The following is a 16,681-nucleotide window of genomic DNA, read 5'->3' as shown; positions in this document are numbered from 1 at the left end:
TCGAATTAGAAGGCGCCGGGACCCTCGAGGTCGCGGTGTCACTGGTGAGCCATACCGATATGACGCAGTCAGGTGGGGTGGCCGCTAGCAAAATCCTAGCATGTGAGATTTTTCGAGATAGGGGATAATAATGAAACATAGCTATACCATGTGTTCACTGTTGGCGAGCGCAGTACTTGCCTCGGCAGCGGTTCACGCCGAGGCAGAGGAGTCCCTGCCTACCACCACCGATCGCGGCCTGGCGATTGAAGAGGTTGTGGTGACCGTTTCCAAGCGCAGTGAGTCTCTGCAGGAAGTGATGGGCAGTGTCTCAGCCTATTCCGGCGACACCCTAGCTCAGAACAATATCCAGGATTTTAAAACCCTCGCCGACTTGGTGCCCGGGATGATTGTTCAGCGCGAAGACGGCGGTTCGGATGAGGTGGCGATTCGCGGTATCAGCCGTACCCGCAACGGCCCGTCCCCCGTCGCATTCCATGTCAATGATGTGTTTATCGCCATGCGCGGTGAACCGTACTTCGATCTGGCCGCGGTTGAAATCCTGCGCGGCCCGTCGGGCACGGTATTTGGTCGCAACGCGACCGCCGGTGCCATTAACGCCAAGTGGCGCAAGCCGGAAGCCGAGTGGGGCTTTGGTGGCGATGCCCGCTACAGCGATCTTGAAGAAGAGCAGCTGCGCGCCTATGTGAATATCCCCTTCCTCGGTGAGGGCGATGCGCGCTTGTTGGGCCGCTTTGCCGCGATCAAGCGCCGCCGCGACGGTACCCTCGACAATACCATGACCGATGCTGAAGCGGATCCGGGTAATATCGACGACAGTTTCTTCAGAATGTATTTGACCAGCGAAGTGACTGAGACACTGCAGCTGGGTCTGCGCGCCATCCGTTACGAGAGCAATCCCGGCGGCACCAGCTCGGTAAGCAGCCCGTCGCTGGCCACGCGTCGCAGCGGTATCCTCGAAGAGCTGGGCGCCCAGCCGATGCCGGATGACCTGCGCATTGTTCGTTCAACCGCCCATGAAAAATTCGGCAATTCTTTCGATCAGTACACGCGCATTGACGGCGACATTAACTGGTCGCTGGAAGGACTGCCGCTAATCGGTGATCTTGATATTGTATTGGTCGGGGGTGAGCAGCGCCGCGAACACGACTCAGTATTTGATGTCGATGGTACCGAGGCGCCGATCCTCGAAGGCCGCACCAGTACTCGTGACGATATTCGCCGCAGTGCGGAGCTGCGTTTTGTCTCGCAAAATGACAGCGGTATTGACTGGTTGGCGGGCCTGTTCTGGTTCGATTCTACCCTGACACGCGACCGGGATTTTGTCGCGCGTAACTTCCTGAAGCCGTCGACCTTTGTGCCGGGCGCCCCCGACGAGCCGCAGATCATCGCTGACTTTAAGGTGACGGGTCGCGATGAGCAGATTCTCGACAGCAGTGAGGCGGTTTTTGCCAATGTAAACCTGGATATGGCTACCCTGTTCGGCTGGCCCAATATCGAATTGACCGCAGGTATCCGCCACAACCGCGACAGCTTTACGCAAAAAGTGGGCCTGTTCCATGTCGCTGCCGACACCGGAACGCTGGCCGGCACGGTACCCATTGTTGACCAGCAAGATATCTATCAGTTTGCCGAATTTACGGAAAACACCGGTGAAGTGGGTGGCCGTTGGTTTTATAGCGATGAAGGCATGCTGTATGCGAAGTACGCGCGCGGTTACAAGCCTGGCCTGGCTCAGCTGAAGGAAGAGCCGAACGGCACCACCTCGCAAAACCCGGTTGATCCCGAGATTCTGGATGCCTGGGAAGCGGGTTGGAAAACCACCTTTTTCGACAGCACACTGCAGTTGAATGTCGCCGGCTTTATGTACGACTACAGCGGTCTGCAGGTAAGCCAGGTGACTGCCGCGGGTGTGATCACCGACAATGCGGCAGCGGCAACCATCAATGGCCTGGAAGTCGACTTTAAATGGTCGCCAACGCCTGAGCTGCGGATACAAGGTGGCTTTGCCTGGACCGATGCACGTTACGACGAATACTGCGCCAACGACGAAGGTCGTGCTGACAAAACCCCCGAAGCCGGCTGTAAAGGCCCCGCGGCCGATCCGCTTAATCCGTCAGGCGAAAGCACGGCAGAGGGCGGTCCCTTCAATGTGTCTGGCGAGCGTTTGACTGCGGCGCCTGAGTTTTCAACCGTGTTGCTGGCCAGCTACCGCTTTGACCTAGGCGAGTTTGGTTCCCTGACGCCGTCTATCAAAACCAATTGGGTTGACTGGATGGATCGCCGCGGCCTGGGCAACGAAAACGACCGAGTTGAGGCGCACACCAACAGCGATGTTCGCCTGACCTGGGAGAGCCTGGGCGGCCAGGTGAAGATCGAAGGCTTTGTTGAGAATATTGAAGATCACGATGATATTTTCTTCGTCACCTTTACGCCGCTGGCCAGCACGCCGGGTACCTACACACTGTCTGGCGAATTGCCGCCACGTGTCTACGGTGTATCTCTAGAGTTGTTCTTCTAAAAGTTTGATAAGGCCAGCTGCAGTGCCGCTGGCCATTATTGGTAATGGATACCGAAAGAGTGGAAATAAAATGAAGAAGTTTTTTGTAGCAGCGATGCTGAGCATCGCCAGTATCGGCGCGCTGGCCCACGACAAGAGTAGCCACGACAAGGCCGAGTCATTCACACTCGATCACCGCGGTTACAGCAAGCGCCCATACTCACATTTGAATTTTGCCAATGACCCCGACGATTTCCAGTTTGTGATCGTCAGTGATAACACCGGTGGCGCGCGTCCGGGCGTATTTCGCCAGGCGATGCGCAAGGTCAATTTGCTGCGTCCCGAGTTTGTGGTCAGCGTGGGCGACTTGATCGAAGGCTTCACCGAGAACCGTGAAGTTATCGACCTGATGTGGGATGAGTTTGACGGCGTGCTCGACGAGCTGGAGATGCCGTTCTTTTATACCCCCGGTAATCACGACTGGTCTAACGATGTGATGGGCGAAGTGTGGAAAGAGCGCTTTGGTGCCTCCACCTATCACTTTGTGTACAAAGATGTGCTGTTCTTGATTCTGAACAGCGAAGAGTCTGGACCTGGCGGCACCAGCGCCGGCTTTAATGCCGAGCAAGTTGCCTATGTAAAACAGACCCTGGCTGACAATGATGATGTGCGCTGGACCATGGTGTTTACCCACCAGCCAGTATGGGCCTACAACGGTGAGATCCTTGGTTGGCCGGACATCGAGCAGGCACTCGCCAAGCGCGATTACACCGCGTTTGCCGGTCATATGCACACCTACGCCCACCACAGTGGTTTGCAAAAGCAGGATCACTTCACGCTGGGTTCTACCGGCGGCGAAAGCTTGCTGCGCGGTAAAATCTACGGTGAGTTCGACCACGTGACCTGGGTGAGCATGCTCGACAGCGGTCCGCGTATTGCCAATCTGTCGCTCAATGGCATTGACGACAAATATGTGGTGCCCGAGAAGATCAAATCGGCTTTTGCCAAAACCACTATCTTTAGTCCCAGCCCCTGGTATAGCGATAATGGCAAGGCGCCCAAGTCGGCCAGCATTACCATTACCAATCCCTTCGACGGGCCGTTGAAGTACAGCCTGCAACCGCTGTCTCACGCCGGCTTTACGGTCAATGAACTGCCATCCGGTGTACTGGAAGCGGGTGAAACAAAAACCCTGCAGTTGAAGCCGAAAACCCTGTCTAAGACCACAACTCACCCCTTCCGCATTATCGCCAAAGGCAGTGTGCAGGTCGAGCTGGGTGCCAATGTCGATTGGACCGAGGTAATGCAGTTAAAGCCCACGCCGAAGTATGAGATTGCCGCGGCGCCTAAGCCGATTGTGTTTGACGGCAAGCTCGATGAGTGGGCGTCTCTCCCCTATAAAAGTGGCCCTAGTGCCCACTTTGAAGATGGTCGTCCGGTAGAGCTTGATAAGGCGGATTTGAATTACCAATTCGGCGTTAGCTATGACGATAATTTCTTCTACGTCGGTATTCGCGTTAACGACGATGAAGTGACGCTGCGTGAAAACAGCAATCGCCACTCCGCCAACGACTTTGCCAGCATCACCTTCGATGGCCGCCATCCCGATATCAGTGCCCGCAACCCGGCGCAGGTTACCGAGATGAAAGCGGGCAAGTGGATGTTCCTGATCACCGCGCCCGATAAGGCCAGTGGTGAAGTGATGTTCCGCAACTTTCTGCCGCCGGGTTTGGATGCCAAAGTCGGCAAGTTCGACGGCGGCTACGAAGTGGAATTCCGTATTCCCGTTGCCTACGCCCAGCGTTTTCAGGGGGCCGACTGGCGCAACCTGCGCCTGAATGTTTCGGTCAATGATGTCGATGCGAGCAGCCGTGAACGCCTGCCAGTAATGAGCTCCTGGCAGTCGTCCTGGCAGAACAATATCATCGGCAGTGGCATGTTCTTCCGCGCTGACGACTAAAGTGCATTATCGATGCTGGGCGGCGATTAGCTCAGCAATTGGCGGGTGGCGGGCTGTCGCTCTCGCCAATCACCGGGCGGTGCAATGCCGCTCGGTTGTTTTTCCCCAGCCGAATCCCCGCTCCGCACACACCTAGTTCCCACCCAGAACCGCCTCTCATAACTCTTTGTCAGTTAACCTGCTGCCACTGCCATTTTACCTTGCGGCATTGTCGTCAGCAGGGCAGCATGGCCTCCTTATAATCGTTAACGGAAAGCGGCATGCAGGCATTTACGGACAGCAGTTACTGGTCGGCGCAATTTGCCGATATGGATATCAGCAAGCAGCAGCTCAGCGAGATAGAGTTCGACGGCTGTCGTTTTACGCGCTGCAATTTTTCCGGCGCAGTGCTGTCGCGTTGCAACTTTGTCGACTGCGAATTCGAACACTGCGATCTGAATTTGGTCGATCTGGGATACAGAAAATTCGCCGATGTGGTGTTTAGCCACTGCAAACTGCGCGGCGTCGATTGGGCCAGGGTGTCGTGGCCGAGGGTGTTGTTCAGCGCGCCCCTACAGTTTCAGCAGTGCCTGTTAGACGATGCGTCGTTTTACGGGGTGCAACTGCCGGAGCTGATTATGGAAAACTGCCGGGCGCGCAACGCCGATTTTCGCGATGCCGACCTCAGCAAAGCCAGCTTTTGTCGCAGCGACCTCGGTGGTGCCCAGTTCGCCAATACTGTGCTGGAAGAGGCCGATTTTTGCGACGCGCAGGACTATCATATCGACATTTTTCACAATCGCATCAAGGGCGCCAAGTTCAGCCGCTACGACGCCCTCAGCCTGCTCGACAGCTTGGAAATAGAGCTGCATGATTAGGCGGATTTCCCGGCGCATATTTTGGACGGCTTATGTTATTTAAAGAAAAATTACTACTTTCTAACTGCGATTCGGTTAAAAAACTGAGTCACGAGGAGGTGCGCAAACGATTCTTAACCGGCTTAACCTTCGCCGACGGTGTGGTTGTCTCGCCTAATACCTTGATCGACAATGTGAGCGTTCACCAACTGATTTCCCAGCGTAATGTGGTTAAGTACTTAAATGAAGAGGGCCTGGGAAAATTTGTGATAAGGGGCTTTAACCTCTCTAATGAGTTCTCGTTGGTTGCTTACTTTGAGAGCCTGCCTGGTGATTTTATTCTTTCAAGCTTGCCGGGCAGTCCACGCAAGTCACAGTTAAGTCAACAGCAGCGCCATGAGCTTATTGGCAGGCTGGTGTTAACAGAAACGGCAATCAAGCAAGTTAAGCCTTCTGTTGAAACGATGAGAATAGATAGTGAGGCACTGTCCACTGAGATCGCTCGCCGCCTCGTCGATGACACTACCCTTGGGTATTTCAGTGGTTCCAAGGAACTGCGTGAGCGGTTTTTAGCGCAAACAAAAGGGTGTGTGTCGCGTTCTCAATGGTATGAGAATGTCGAAAAATACACCGACTTGCAGCAGAATTTCGGTGCTGATGTTTTTAAAGCGGAAGTTATCGATCCCGCCTATAACTCTTTGTTTGCGGCCTCTGGTGAGGGGTTTTTGCAGGACAACATAAAAATCATTAACAGCTTCCCCGAAATTTTTCTGGATTCTATGGTGTCCTTCAAAGCGCTTCGTAACGAGATTGAATATCTCGATTACCCGATAAAAGCCTTTGAGATAATTACCAGCTTGGGATCCTTAGATGTACTGAAACTGATTACCGATGAAGCTTTGGGCTATATCGAGGGCAAGTTTAGCGATGCGGGTAAAAATTACTTTTCCCGTAAAAACTGGTTTGGTATGTACAACGTGATGAAAACCAAAATCGGCTTGGAGGTGAAGTGAAAGAGGTCTATAAAAACCCATGGTTTTCAGTTATTCAAGACGAAAACTATCACTATCTTTACGAGCGCGGTGCCGATAATGGCGCCGTGGTACTGTTGTTGATTAATGATGGATTTGTCTTTGTCAGCGTTCGCCGGCCGGCGCACGCGGCTGTAATGATCGAAGCACCGCGCGGCTACGGTGACGAGGGTGAAACCAGTGCGGCCTGCGCTATACGAGAGGTGTTTGAGGAAACCGGCTATCAGTTCCAACAAAGCCAATTAACCAAGCTCGGCGTGCTGAGGCCGAACTCGGCGATTCTGGCGGCAGCAATCGATGTGTACCTGATCGAAGCGGAGGTGGCCGATCAGTTGGCTGCGCCGCAAGAGGAAGTTGAGGGAGTGATTGTTATTCCCTCTGCTAAGATTCATCAGCAAATTGCGCAGGGAAGGATTAGCGATGGCTTCACTCTTTCGGCCTTGGCGATGTACTGGTCTATTAAGGCCGGTAAATAGTAGCGTTTGCCAAGCCGCTAATTGGAATTGTTGCTCATAGTGTGGCTTTACTCGCGACTGCCCAGCAGATAGTCGAATATCGGCAGGGTGATATTAAAGTTTTTTTCAGTCATTTTGTCGCGGCGGTGATGCAGGCGGTGACTGTTGCGCAGGGCCTTCCAGCCGGGAATAAACAGGAACAGTTTTTCTTCCCAGCGGCCCTCGGCAATGTGGTAGCTGAAGTGTAGTACCTCGTATAACAGGTAGCCGCCGATCGCGCCAATGGCGTAGAAGTAGGCGGCGTTGTCTCCCAGTGTCTGGCTCAATAGGTAGCCGCCGGGTAGTACCAAGCCGACTGTAAACGCGATGATCAAATAGCTCGGAAACAATACCACTCGCCAGTCGCGAACACTTTCATAGTTCATGGCGTCGTGCAGAAAAAAACTGTGGTGGTCGCCGCTGTGGCGTTGGTAAAACAATTTGCCAAGGCGCGTTTTGCGATGGCCCAGCCAGCGGTGGGCATAGTATTCGGCAAAGTTAACCAGTACCAGAGTCGCGGGCAGTAGCAGCCAGTCGCCGAGCTCGGGTTGGCGCAGCTGTGCAATGCTATAGCCGATTACCGCCAGGCCAATGGCGGCCACGCTGAGCATATGTAGCCAGCCGCAATAGTAGCGACTAATGTCGGCGCGGTAGCGCTGGCGGAAGGCCAGCATGGCATCGCGGTTCATGATGGTATACCCCATGCTTGTCTACGGTCAGCATAACGCTGGCGACCCCGCCTGTAAAAGCACCTTGATCGACGCCCCGTTGTGAGCGGCGGCGCTAGAACTGTCGCCGTCTTCGCCGCTACTATGGTCATACTATTCAGGGGCTCCAGGACATCCCTGAGGCCCGCCGGCTAGGCGCGGCCGCAACTGGGCAAATAACAGGGCAGCATGTGCAGTGATAAATAGACCTCAGGCGGTAAGCGGCGCGGCAGCTCGGCGCAGATGCATTTTGGCGGCCGGGCCGGCACTGTTAGTACTCAGTGTACTGTTACCGCCGCCGGCAGGTATGGCAGTGGCGGCCTGGCAGTGTGCGGCGCTGGCGCTGTGGATGGCGCTGTGGTGGGCCACCGAGGCCATCGCCATTCCCGTTACGGCGCTGTTGCCGCTGCTGCTGGCACCGTTGATTGGCCTGTCCGAGATCCAAACGATGGCCGCCGCCTATGCCCATCCGGTGGTCTTTTTGTTTATGGGCGGCTTTATGCTGGGGCTGGGCATGCAGCGCTGGCAGCTGCACCGGCGTTTGGCGCTGGTCATTTTGTGTCGGGTGGGCGCGGCGCCGCGCCGACAGATAGCCGGCTTTATGGCGGCCACGGCGTTTCTTAGTATGTGGGTCAGCAATACGGCCACGGCGGTAATGATGCTGCCGATCGCCATGTCGGTGATCGCCCTGCTGCCCGAGTCGCTGCCGGCGCGGCGCAACTACGCGGTGGCGCTGCTGTTGGCCATCGCCTACAGCGCCAGTATTGGCGGCATGGCGACGCTGATTGGTACACCGCCCAACGCTCTGCTGGCAGCGTATTTGCAAAGCAGCCACGGCATCGCGCTCGGCTTTGCCCAGTGGATGAGCCTGGCGCTGCCGGTGTCGGCCGCGATGTTGGCGGCCTGTTGGTGGCTGCTGTGTCGCGGCGATTTCCGCGGCGTGGCCGACTACAGCAGTGTGGACGTCAGCCGCCGTGCGCTGGATGAGCTCGGCCCGATCAGTCCGGCCGAGCGGCGTATTGCCACCGTGTTTGTGCTGGCGGCGTGCGGCTGGATCGCCCGGCCGCTGATCGATCCGTGGCTGCCGGGCCTCAGTGATACCGGCGTTGCCCTGCTGGCCGCGTTGAGTTTGTTTGTGCTGCCCTCGGGTCGGCCGGGCCAGGCACTGCTCGACTGGCAAACTGCCGAAAAGCTGCCCTGGGGGGTATTGCTGTTATTTGGCGGGGGACTGGCATTGGCGGCGCTGATCGGCAGCTCGGGGCTGGCCAGCTGGATTGCCGGTCAGCTGGAATTGTTGGCGGTATTGCCGGTGGCAGTGTTGTTATTGGTGGTGGTCGCGGTGATGGTGTTTCTCACCGAGCTGACCAGCAACACCGCCACGACGGCGGCGTTTTTGCCGCTGCTCGGCGCCATGGCGGTGGCCCAAGGGCAGGCGCCGCTGCTGCTGTGTGCCGGGGCGGCGCTGGCGGCGTCTTGCGCGTTTATGATGCCGGTAGCGACGCCGCCCAATGCGGTGGTGTTTGGCAGCGGCGAGCTGGCAATTCGCGACATGATGGCTGCTGGCTTCCGGCTCAACCTGTTGGGTATTGCCCTGGTGTCGCTGTGCAGCTACGGTGTTATCACCCTGCTATGGCTGGCCTGAGGCCAGCACCCAACAAGAGGTAAGCATGACCATCCCAATGATATGTATCGCCATTCTCGGTGCCCTGTGTTTTGTTCTGGGTCTTAATGTCAGTGCCGCTCGCACCAAGGCCAAGCTCGGCAGCGGTTGCCCCAGCGACCCTAAAGACCCTCTCCACAAGGCGATTCGCGCGCACGCCAACACCGCTGAATACGCGCCGGTATTGATGATTCTTATTTATATCGCCAGCCAGGCGCAAATGGCCAGCTGGGTGCTGTGGACGATGGTGGTGGCCACGGCCTGTCGGCTGTTGTTCGTCGCCGGTATTTTGTTGCCGCGCAGCATGTCGCGGCCCAACCCCATGCGTTTTATCGGCGCGCTGGGCACCTATATTACCGGTGTCATGTTGGCGGTGGCGGTGTTTATCCAGGGACTGGGCTGAGCCGGGTTATTCAAAGCGCGGTTTGCGCTTCTCAAAGAACGCCGCTGCCGCTTCTTCCACATCGCCGCTCAAGCCGTTGAGAATTTGATTGCGATTCTCCAGTTGAATCGCCTGTTGCAGGGAGTTGGCGTTAAGGTTTTCCCACATGGCCTGCTTGGTGGAAATCAAACCATAGGGGCTGAATTCACAGAGGCTCTCGGCCAGTGCCAGGGATTCGCTGTGCAGGGCGTCATCGCTTACTCGACGGCTGACCAGACCCCAGTGCTCGGCTTGGTCGGCATCGACGAGCCGCGCGGTCAGCATCATATCGTGGGCGCGGCTGGCGCCAATCAGCCGCGGCAGAGTATAGCTCACGCCAAAGTCGCAGCCCGATATCCCCAGGCGGATAAACTGCGTGCAGAAGCGCGCCGAGTCGGCCGCCATGCGCAGGTCGCAAGCCAGTGCCAGTGCCAGCCCACCGCCGTAGGCATGGCCCTGTACCGCGGCGATAATCGGCTGCTGAATACGGCGCATCAGCAGGGCGATGTCGGCCATGAATTCCTGGGCGCGCATGCCGCTGCGGCTGCCGGGTTTGAGTTCGCCAAGGGTGGCGCGCAGGCTGTCGGGATTGTTTTGGTCGAATAGGTCCAGGCCCGCGCAAAAGGATTTTCCGGCGCCGCGCAAAATCACTACCCGGCAGCGGTTGTCCTGATCAATGTTTAGCAGCGCGGATTTGAGTTCACGCATCAGCTGCCAGCTCAGCGCATTGCGCGACTCTGGGCGGTGCAGTTCCAGCACGCATATCTGTGGGCTGGGGCGCTCAATACGCAGGCAGTCGAAGTCGGCGCTGTGGCTCATGGTTTGCTCCGTAGTGTCGCCGCAGCATTCGCGGGCGGGGTTGGCGATGTGGTTATAGTAGGTGGCGTGTGCGGCGCCGGCAAAGCGCATTACCGGCCATAAGGTTGGCGCCGTTGGCATTGCAGCGCCGCCATTGGCAGGGCAAAGTCCGCGCAAAGCAGTTACCATATCGGGCGGAATATTCCCCAGTCCGTATTGCAAACCGGAGTCTCCATGCGCGCACCGCTACACGACGACATTAATTGCCTGGCGATCAATTTGCTTCACGCCGCCGAGAACGGCAAGCCCAAAGACGAAGCCAAGGCCTATCGCGCGCTGAAAGCACTCTGTGAAGAGCACTGCGGCGGCGAACTGGATCACCCCCTGCAGTGGGAGGCGCTGGGTGATTTTTCCGCTGGCCACGAACAGGCGATGGCCGCCTATGCCAGTGGGCTGCAATGCGCCGAACGTTTGGGAATTGACGAGTACCTCGCCTCGATTAACTTCGCCATCGCCGAGGCCCAATGCGAAGCGGGCGACGAGGCCGCCGCGCTGGCCCATGTGCAGCAGGCCGCGCAGTATTGCGATGCCCTCGATGACGCTGAGCTGGCTGAAGCAATTGTGCGGCTGCTGGGGCAATTGCAAGGCGAGGAATAGACAGGCACGGCCGTGGCCGCGTGAAAAACCCCACTGTGGCCAGAGCTGTCAGCCGCACCGGCTAAGACTTTTTCTCCAACGACTTGGCCCAAAGTGCCAGGCGGTGGCGGATGGTTTGCTGGGATACCTGCAGCTCCGGCATCGGCTGAATCAGCTTGTCGCGTACCAGCAGCCGGTAGATAAATTCCAGTCGTTCGTTGCTGGAGTCGCCGGCTTCAAACTGCGCCGCGCCGCGCTTTTCTGCATAGGCGCTGCCGATGTCGATGGCCTTTCTTACCAACTCTTTTTCATTGTCGAGTTTTTTCATTCGCGTCCCCTGTCAGCCCGCTGGCGACATCAGTGGCCGGACTGTTCCGCCGGTCTATTTACCATGACAGAAATGCCGCAATAAACGAAGTGTAAACGGGCTCATCCACCGTTTTTCGCGACGATGCGCCAAGTGGTACAAAGTGCAGTGAGCGAGTAGTCTAGGGGCTGGCGGTTTGCTGACGTTCCGGCATGCCGCCATCGAGAGCCGCTTGCCGGTCAGCGATGCAAAACAGGAGTATGCCTTATCTACGCTCAGACTCATTCGACCACCTGGCGCTGGCTCACCGTCAAGAAAAGCAGTGTATTGATTCTGCTGGCGGCGCTGCTAGCTTGTCAGGATGACGGGACGCCGCGTTCAAGCGACGCCACTGGCAGCGCCGGGCGCGTGCTGATCATCGGCTTGGATGGCGCCCGCGCCGAGGCGCTGGAGCTGGCCGACACTCCGCATTTGGATACACTGCGGGCGAGCGGCGCGGCGGATATGAATGCGATTACTGGCGATGTGTCGCTGTCGGGCCCGGGCTGGGCCAGCATGCTCAGCGGTGTGTGGTGCGACAAGCACGGCGTGGTGGACAACGACGTCAGCTGGGCGCAGTCACGCTTCGATCAATACCCGCACTTCATTCACTACGCCAAGCAACAGCGGCCCGGTCTGCGCGCGGTATCGGTCAGCCACTGGGCTGCCATTAACGACGAAATTGTGTGCGCCGATGAAGCTGCCGGTCAGTGCAGCGGTGCCGATCGCGTGGTCAATGCCCAAAGCGATGCCGCTGTGCGCGATGTCGTGGTGGAGGAGCTTAGCGCTGAGAATCCCGGCATTATCTTTGCGCAGTTTGATGATATCGACCACGCCGGCCACGGCGATGCGGAAACGATGGCGGCCGGTGGCTTTTGCCCTTACGCCAGTGGTGATATCGCCGAGGGCGAACATAGCGGCGCCTGTACGGCGCTGAATTACAACCCGGCGTATTTGGCGGCAATCACAACCACCGACGGCTATATTGGCGATATATTGCGGGCCCTGCGCGCCCGTCCCGCCTTCGACGAGGAAGATTGGTTGATTATGGTGGCGCCAGACCATGGCGGCGCCGGCGTGGTATTTAATCAGCACGGCTTTCCCGCGGATCAAGACCGGCGCACCTTCCTGATTTTACACGGCGCGGGGGCGGAGAGTTTCCCGGCCGATGTGCGCAGCAAGAGCGTGGATATTGCCGCTACGGCGCTGTTCCATTTGGCGGTCACGGTGCCGGACGCTGCGGCTTTGGACGGTCAGGTCATAGGCCTACAGGGTGCCCCGAGCTACGTGGACAGAGAGATTCCCAGTTGCTACGATCCCGGGGTTTTTGCGCCTGATAGTGGTCGTTAGGATGACTGGCTCAACACCAGCCTGACCACGCCATTTACAATCAGCAAAAACAGCCCGACGAAGCAGATCGCGCCGATAACGTAGTGGCGGAACTTGCCGGCGTCGCCGCTTTCATTCAGGTCTTTGCGACTGCGTACGCCGAAGGCTGCGGCGGCAATATTGCGCAAGATTTTTAATGGCTTGGGTTTTGTCTGGGTTTCTGTGTCGTCATTGTTTGGCGGCTGGTCGCTCACGGTGGTCTCCTAAATATCCCAGTTGCTATCGGCCGCAGCTTGTTGGTTCATCGCGGCGGCAATACCGCTCACCGCCAAGTGGTGAGACAGCCAAACTTTACCACTTAACTGCTGTAAAAAATCGGTGTTGCTGAGTACGTCCATCACCGGGCCTTTCAACTCGGATAGATGTAGGCAAATACCGCGCTCGGCCAGCCGCTCGTTGATCGATTCCAGGGCCTCCAGGGCGCTGAGGTCGATCTCGTTGACGGCGGTACACAGCAGCACCACGTGGCGGCTGTGGGGGTAGTCTTCCAGCAGGGCGTAGAGGCGGTCCTCGATAAATCCGGCATTGGCAAAGTACAGGCTTTCGTCGATGCGCAGCGACAGTATTTCGTCGTGGGTAATGACATTGTGGCGCTGTATATTGCGGTAGTGTTCCGTGCCGGGGACTTCGCCGACAACCGCAATATGGGGCTTGGAGGTTTTATATAAATGCAGGGCCAAGGAGGCAAAAACACCACAGGCAACGCCGCTCTCGACACCGATCAGCAGGGTGACACACAGGGTGCTGGCCACGGCGATAAAATCGGAGTAGCCGTAGTTCCAGGTCTTTTTAAGGATGGAAAAATCGACCAGCGACAGCACGGCCACAATAATGGTAGCGGCCAGGGTGGCCTTGGGCAGGTAAGCTAGATAGGGCGTAAACAAGATTGCCGCCAGACCGATACCCAGGGCGGTAAACATGCCGGCGGCGGGGGTGGCGGCGCCGGCGTCAAAGTTGACGACCGAGCGGGCAAAGCCACCGGTGACCGGGTAGCCCCCCGACAGCGAGGAGGCAACATTGGCGGCACCGAGGCCGATCAATTCCTGATTGGGGTCGATGCGCTGGCGTTTTTTTGCGGCCAGGGTGTGCCCTACTGACACCGATTCGACAAAGCCGATCACTGAAATGAAAATCGCCGAGCTGAGCAGTTCCCGCCAGGCGGGGTGGTTCAGGGTGGGCAGGCCGAGACTGGGCAGACCACTGGGTACCTGGCCGACCAGCGCCACCTGTTTGTCCCCCAACTCAAACACGGCGGCGGCAATACTGGTGAGCACTACGCCGACAACCGGACCGGCCTTGCTGAGCATGGCAGCGGTGTAGGCCGACAAGCCGAGCCGTTCCAGCAGTGGCTGCAGGCCGCTGCGCACCCAGAATAAAAACAGCAGCACCGGCAGGCCGACGGCCAGGGTATAGCCGTTGATATTGTCCAGTTGTTGGCCGAGGCTGAGGGCGATCTCCAGCAGGTTGTCGCCTTGGCCAGGGAGGCCTAGCAAGTGTCGCAGTTGGCTGAGGGCGATGATCAGACCCGAGGCGGTGATAAAGCCGGCGATCACCGGGTGCGACAGGAAATTGGCCAAAAAGCCCATACGCAACACGCCCATCAGCAGCAGGAACAGGCCGGAGAACATTGCCAGCAGCGCGGCGGCTTGGACATAGCTGATGCTGCCGGCCTCGGCGATACCGCCCACCGCACTGGCGGTCATCAGCGACACCACGGCGACGGGGCCTACCGACAGGCTGTGACTGCTGCCCAGCAGGCCGTAGGCCAGCAGTGGCAGCATACTGGCGTACAGCCCTACTTCAGGCGGCAGGCCGGCCAACAGGGCGTAGGCCAGGGACTGTGGAATCAGCATGATGGTGACGATCAGCGCTGCCAGTAGGTCTGAGGCAAGTAGCCCGCGGTGGTAGTGTCGCCCCCATGTCAGGATGGGTAGGTAGCGCTGTAGCACGGTTTTCAAATGCTTATCCTCTTTCGTGCTGTGAGCGAAATTATAAAACGTTGATAGGCATTTTCAGGTAGACGGTGCCATTGCTGTCGGCCCGGGGCAAATGGCCGGCGCGCATATTGACCTGCAGCGACGGAAGGATCAAACGCGGCATGCCAAGCGTTGCATCGCGGGCCTCGCGCATAGACACAAATTCGTCTTCGCTGACGCCGGCGCGCACATGAATATTACTGCGCTTCTGCTCGGCCACGGTGGTGTGGTAGCGCAGCTCGCGGCCGTCGGGCTGGTAGTCGTGACACATAAACAGGCGCATTTCGTCGGGCAGCCTGAGCAGGCGCTGGATGGACTGGAATAGCTGGCGGGCATCGCCGCCGGGAAAGTCGGCGCGGGCGGTGCCGCCGTCGGGCATAAACAGGGTGTCGCCGACAAAGGCGGCGTCGCCAATGATATGGCTCATGCAGGCCGGCGTGTGGCCGGGGGTGTGCAGGGCCAGGCAGTCTAGACCGCCAATTTGATAGTGGTCGCCATCGTTGAACAGTTGATCGAACTGGGAACCGTCGCGGGCGAACTCGGTGCCCTCATTAAAAATTTTACCGAAGGTGTTTTGCACTGTGGTGATTTCGGCACCGATGCCAATTTTACCGCCCAGCTGTTGTTGAATATAGGGAGCCGCCGACAGGTGATCGGCGTGGACATGGGTTTCGATAATCCACTGCAGCTGCAGTTGCCGGGCGCGGATAAACGCAATGATGCGGTCGGCGCCGCGCTGGCTGAGGCGACCGGCGGCGGTGTCGATTTCCATGACTGAATCGATCACTGCGCAGGCTTGGCTGTGGGGGTCGCGCACCACGTAGGAGAAGGTCGAGGTGTCGACATCATGAAACTCGGTGATCTCGGCCCGCTGTGCCAGGTTTAGCTGGATTGGCTGTTGGCCCATTGCGGCCTCCTGATGTGCAGCGGCTGGCTACTCGTAACTGAGCTCAGTCGCTTTGCCGTGAAAGATGCGATATACCACAAAGGTGTAAACCAAAATCATTGGTAGCGTCAACAGCAAGCCTACCAGGGTGAATTGCAGTGATTTCACCGAGGCGGCGGCCTGCCAAATATCCATCTGCCCAATAATGATCTCCGGGAACAGGCTGTAGGCCAGGCCGAGGCTGGCCATCAGGCAGATGACGACGGTATAGGCGTAGAGCTTCCAGCCGCGGCCGCGATAGATCTGATTCTCCAGGCGCAGCAGGCGCAGAATGCCGGCATAGCAATGCAGGGTGATCAGTGGAATCGGCGCCAGCCACAGGGCGTTGGGCAGGCTGAACCATTTGGCGGCAATGGCTGGACTGACCAGCGGGGTGGCTAGCGACACCAGTACCAGGCCGAGCCCCATTGGCCAGATTGCACTGCGCGCCCAGTCGATGCTTTTGCTAAGTAATTGGCCTTCCGTTTTCATCAGCAGCCAGCCACAGCCCAGTACCAGATACAGTGCGGGCAGGGTCAGGGCGATGAGGGTGGAGAACAGCCAGCTGGTGCCACTGTGTTGTAGGCCGGTGATGTAGGCGCCCAGCATCCAGCCCTGAGCCATCGAGGCGATCAGCGAGCCGCAGAAAAAAGCCTTGTTCCACAGCGCACGGCGGTTATCGCCCGCTTTGACCCGCAGGTCAAAAGCGACGCCGCGCAGTATTAAGCCCATGAGCATAATGGTGACCGGCAGATACAAGTGGCTGAGAACGATGCCGTGGGCCAGCGGGAAGGCGATCAGCAAAATACCGACGCCGAGGACGATCCAGGTTTCGTTGGCGTCCCAGAATGGGCCGATGGAGGCGATCATCATGTCTTTGTCATCCTCCTCTGCCAGCGGCAGCAACATACCCACGCCGAGGTCGTAGCCGTCCAGTACAACGTAAATGAGCAGGGCAAAACCCATCGCCACCATATAGATAATCGGCAACCAGTATTCCAT

16 protein-coding genes are annotated in these 16,681 nt (G+C 57.9%); 9 read left to right on the top strand and 7 right to left on the bottom strand.

Annotated elements, in window-relative coordinates; genetic code table 11:
* The first annotated feature begins 130 nt into the window (after positions 1-130).
* The 5 genes from ABYM29_RS05005 (at position 131) to ABYM29_RS04985 (ending at position 6,803) form a co-directional block, all read left to right on the top strand.
* A complete protein-coding gene (locus ABYM29_RS05005) occupies positions 131-2,521 on the top strand; it encodes a TonB-dependent receptor (RefSeq protein WP_372862894.1) in 2,391 nt (796 codons plus the stop codon).
* Positions 2,522-2,591: 70 nt separating this feature from the next.
* Positions 2,592-4,460, top strand: a complete 1,869-nt coding sequence (locus ABYM29_RS05000) for a metallophosphoesterase (protein WP_372862892.1) — start codon at positions 2,592-2,594, stop codon at positions 4,458-4,460.
* Positions 4,461-4,720: 260 nt separating this feature from the next.
* Positions 4,721-5,317 carry a pentapeptide repeat-containing protein gene (locus ABYM29_RS04995; RefSeq protein WP_372862891.1) on the top strand — a complete coding sequence of 199 codons (597 nt, stop codon included), beginning with the start codon at positions 4,721-4,723 and terminating at the stop codon, positions 5,315-5,317.
* 32 nt (positions 5,318-5,349) lie between these two features.
* Positions 5,350-6,309: a hypothetical protein gene (locus ABYM29_RS04990; RefSeq protein WP_372862888.1), complete on the top strand. Its 960-nt coding sequence runs from the start codon at positions 5,350-5,352 to the stop codon at positions 6,307-6,309.
* Positions 6,306-6,803 (top strand): NUDIX hydrolase, encoded by a 498-nt coding sequence (locus ABYM29_RS04985; protein ID WP_372862886.1) that lies wholly within the window; start codon positions 6,306-6,308, stop codon positions 6,801-6,803. The genes ABYM29_RS04990 and ABYM29_RS04985 overlap by 4 nt, the downstream gene beginning before the upstream one ends.
* Positions 6,804-6,850: 47 nt before the next feature.
* On the opposite strand, the gene ABYM29_RS04980 is transcribed toward ABYM29_RS04985, so the two are convergent.
* Complete coding sequence (locus tag ABYM29_RS04980) at positions 6,851-7,525, bottom strand: sterol desaturase family protein (RefSeq protein WP_372862884.1); 675 nt, start codon at positions 7,523-7,525, stop codon at positions 6,851-6,853.
* A 199-nt stretch (positions 7,526-7,724) separates the two neighbouring features.
* Here ABYM29_RS04980 and ABYM29_RS04975 point away from each other — a divergent pair, with 199 nt between their 5' ends.
* Together ABYM29_RS04975 and ABYM29_RS04970 are read left to right on the top strand one after the other, a co-directional pair.
* The gene (locus tag ABYM29_RS04975; RefSeq protein WP_372862882.1) at positions 7,725-9,170 is read left to right on the top strand and encodes a DASS family sodium-coupled anion symporter; all 1,446 of its coding nucleotides are present in this window, start codon (positions 7,725-7,727) and stop codon (positions 9,168-9,170) included.
* A 25-nt stretch (positions 9,171-9,195) separates the two neighbouring features.
* Positions 9,196-9,591 carry an MAPEG family protein gene (locus tag ABYM29_RS04970; protein WP_372862880.1) on the top strand — a complete coding sequence of 132 codons (396 nt, stop codon included), beginning with the start codon at positions 9,196-9,198 and terminating at the stop codon, positions 9,589-9,591.
* Between the two features lie 6 nt (positions 9,592-9,597).
* Here the strand turns inward: ABYM29_RS04970 and ABYM29_RS04965 are convergent, their stop codons facing one another.
* Entirely contained in the window at positions 9,598-10,548 is a 951-nt protein-coding gene (locus ABYM29_RS04965) for an enoyl-CoA hydratase/isomerase family protein (RefSeq protein WP_372862877.1), read from the bottom strand.
* A gap of 93 nt (positions 10,549-10,641) precedes the next feature.
* On the opposite strand from ABYM29_RS04965, the gene ABYM29_RS04960 reads away from it, so the two are divergent.
* A complete protein-coding gene (locus tag ABYM29_RS04960) occupies positions 10,642-11,064 on the top strand; it encodes a hypothetical protein (protein WP_372862874.1) in 423 nt (140 codons plus the stop codon).
* A 61-nt stretch (positions 11,065-11,125) separates the two neighbouring features.
* On the opposite strand, the gene ABYM29_RS04955 is transcribed toward ABYM29_RS04960, so the two are convergent.
* Positions 11,126-11,371 carry a DUF5062 family protein gene (locus ABYM29_RS04955; protein WP_372862872.1) on the bottom strand — a complete coding sequence of 82 codons (246 nt, stop codon included), beginning with the start codon at positions 11,369-11,371 and terminating at the stop codon, positions 11,126-11,128.
* A gap of 306 nt (positions 11,372-11,677) precedes the next feature.
* On the opposite strand from ABYM29_RS04955, the gene ABYM29_RS04950 reads away from it, so the two are divergent.
* Positions 11,678-12,739 carry an alkaline phosphatase family protein gene (locus tag ABYM29_RS04950; RefSeq protein WP_372862869.1) on the top strand — a complete coding sequence of 354 codons (1,062 nt, stop codon included), beginning with the start codon at positions 11,678-11,680 and terminating at the stop codon, positions 12,737-12,739.
* Here the strand turns inward: ABYM29_RS04950 and ABYM29_RS04945 are convergent.
* Genes ABYM29_RS04945 through ABYM29_RS04930 form a run of 4 tightly spaced genes read right to left on the bottom strand, consistent with a single transcriptional unit; the run spans position 12,736 to position 16,681 of the window.
* A complete protein-coding gene (locus tag ABYM29_RS04945) occupies positions 12,736-12,972 on the bottom strand; it encodes a DUF2970 domain-containing protein (RefSeq protein ID WP_372862867.1) in 237 nt (78 codons plus the stop codon). The two genes, ABYM29_RS04950 and ABYM29_RS04945, sit on opposite strands and share 4 nt — an antisense overlap.
* Before the next feature lie 9 nt (positions 12,973-12,981).
* Positions 12,982-14,727 carry a SulP family inorganic anion transporter gene (locus ABYM29_RS04940; protein ID WP_372862896.1) on the bottom strand — a complete coding sequence of 582 codons (1,746 nt, stop codon included), beginning with the start codon at positions 14,725-14,727 and terminating at the stop codon, positions 12,982-12,984.
* 40 nt (positions 14,728-14,767) lie between these two features.
* Complete coding sequence (locus ABYM29_RS04935) at positions 14,768-15,661, bottom strand: MBL fold metallo-hydrolase (RefSeq protein WP_372862865.1); 894 nt, start codon at positions 15,659-15,661, stop codon at positions 14,768-14,770.
* 27 nt (positions 15,662-15,688) lie between these two features.
* Positions 15,689-16,681, bottom strand: a complete 993-nt coding sequence (locus tag ABYM29_RS04930) for a cytochrome d ubiquinol oxidase subunit II (RefSeq protein ID WP_372862862.1) — start codon at positions 16,679-16,681, stop codon at positions 15,689-15,691.

It is taken from the genome of Spongiibacter sp. (assembly GCF_041602295.1).
Classification (GTDB): Bacteria; Pseudomonadota; Gammaproteobacteria; order Pseudomonadales; family Spongiibacteraceae; genus Spongiibacter.
The sequence above is the reverse complement of the archived record's forward strand: the minus strand, read 5'-3'. Positions and strand labels throughout refer to the sequence as shown.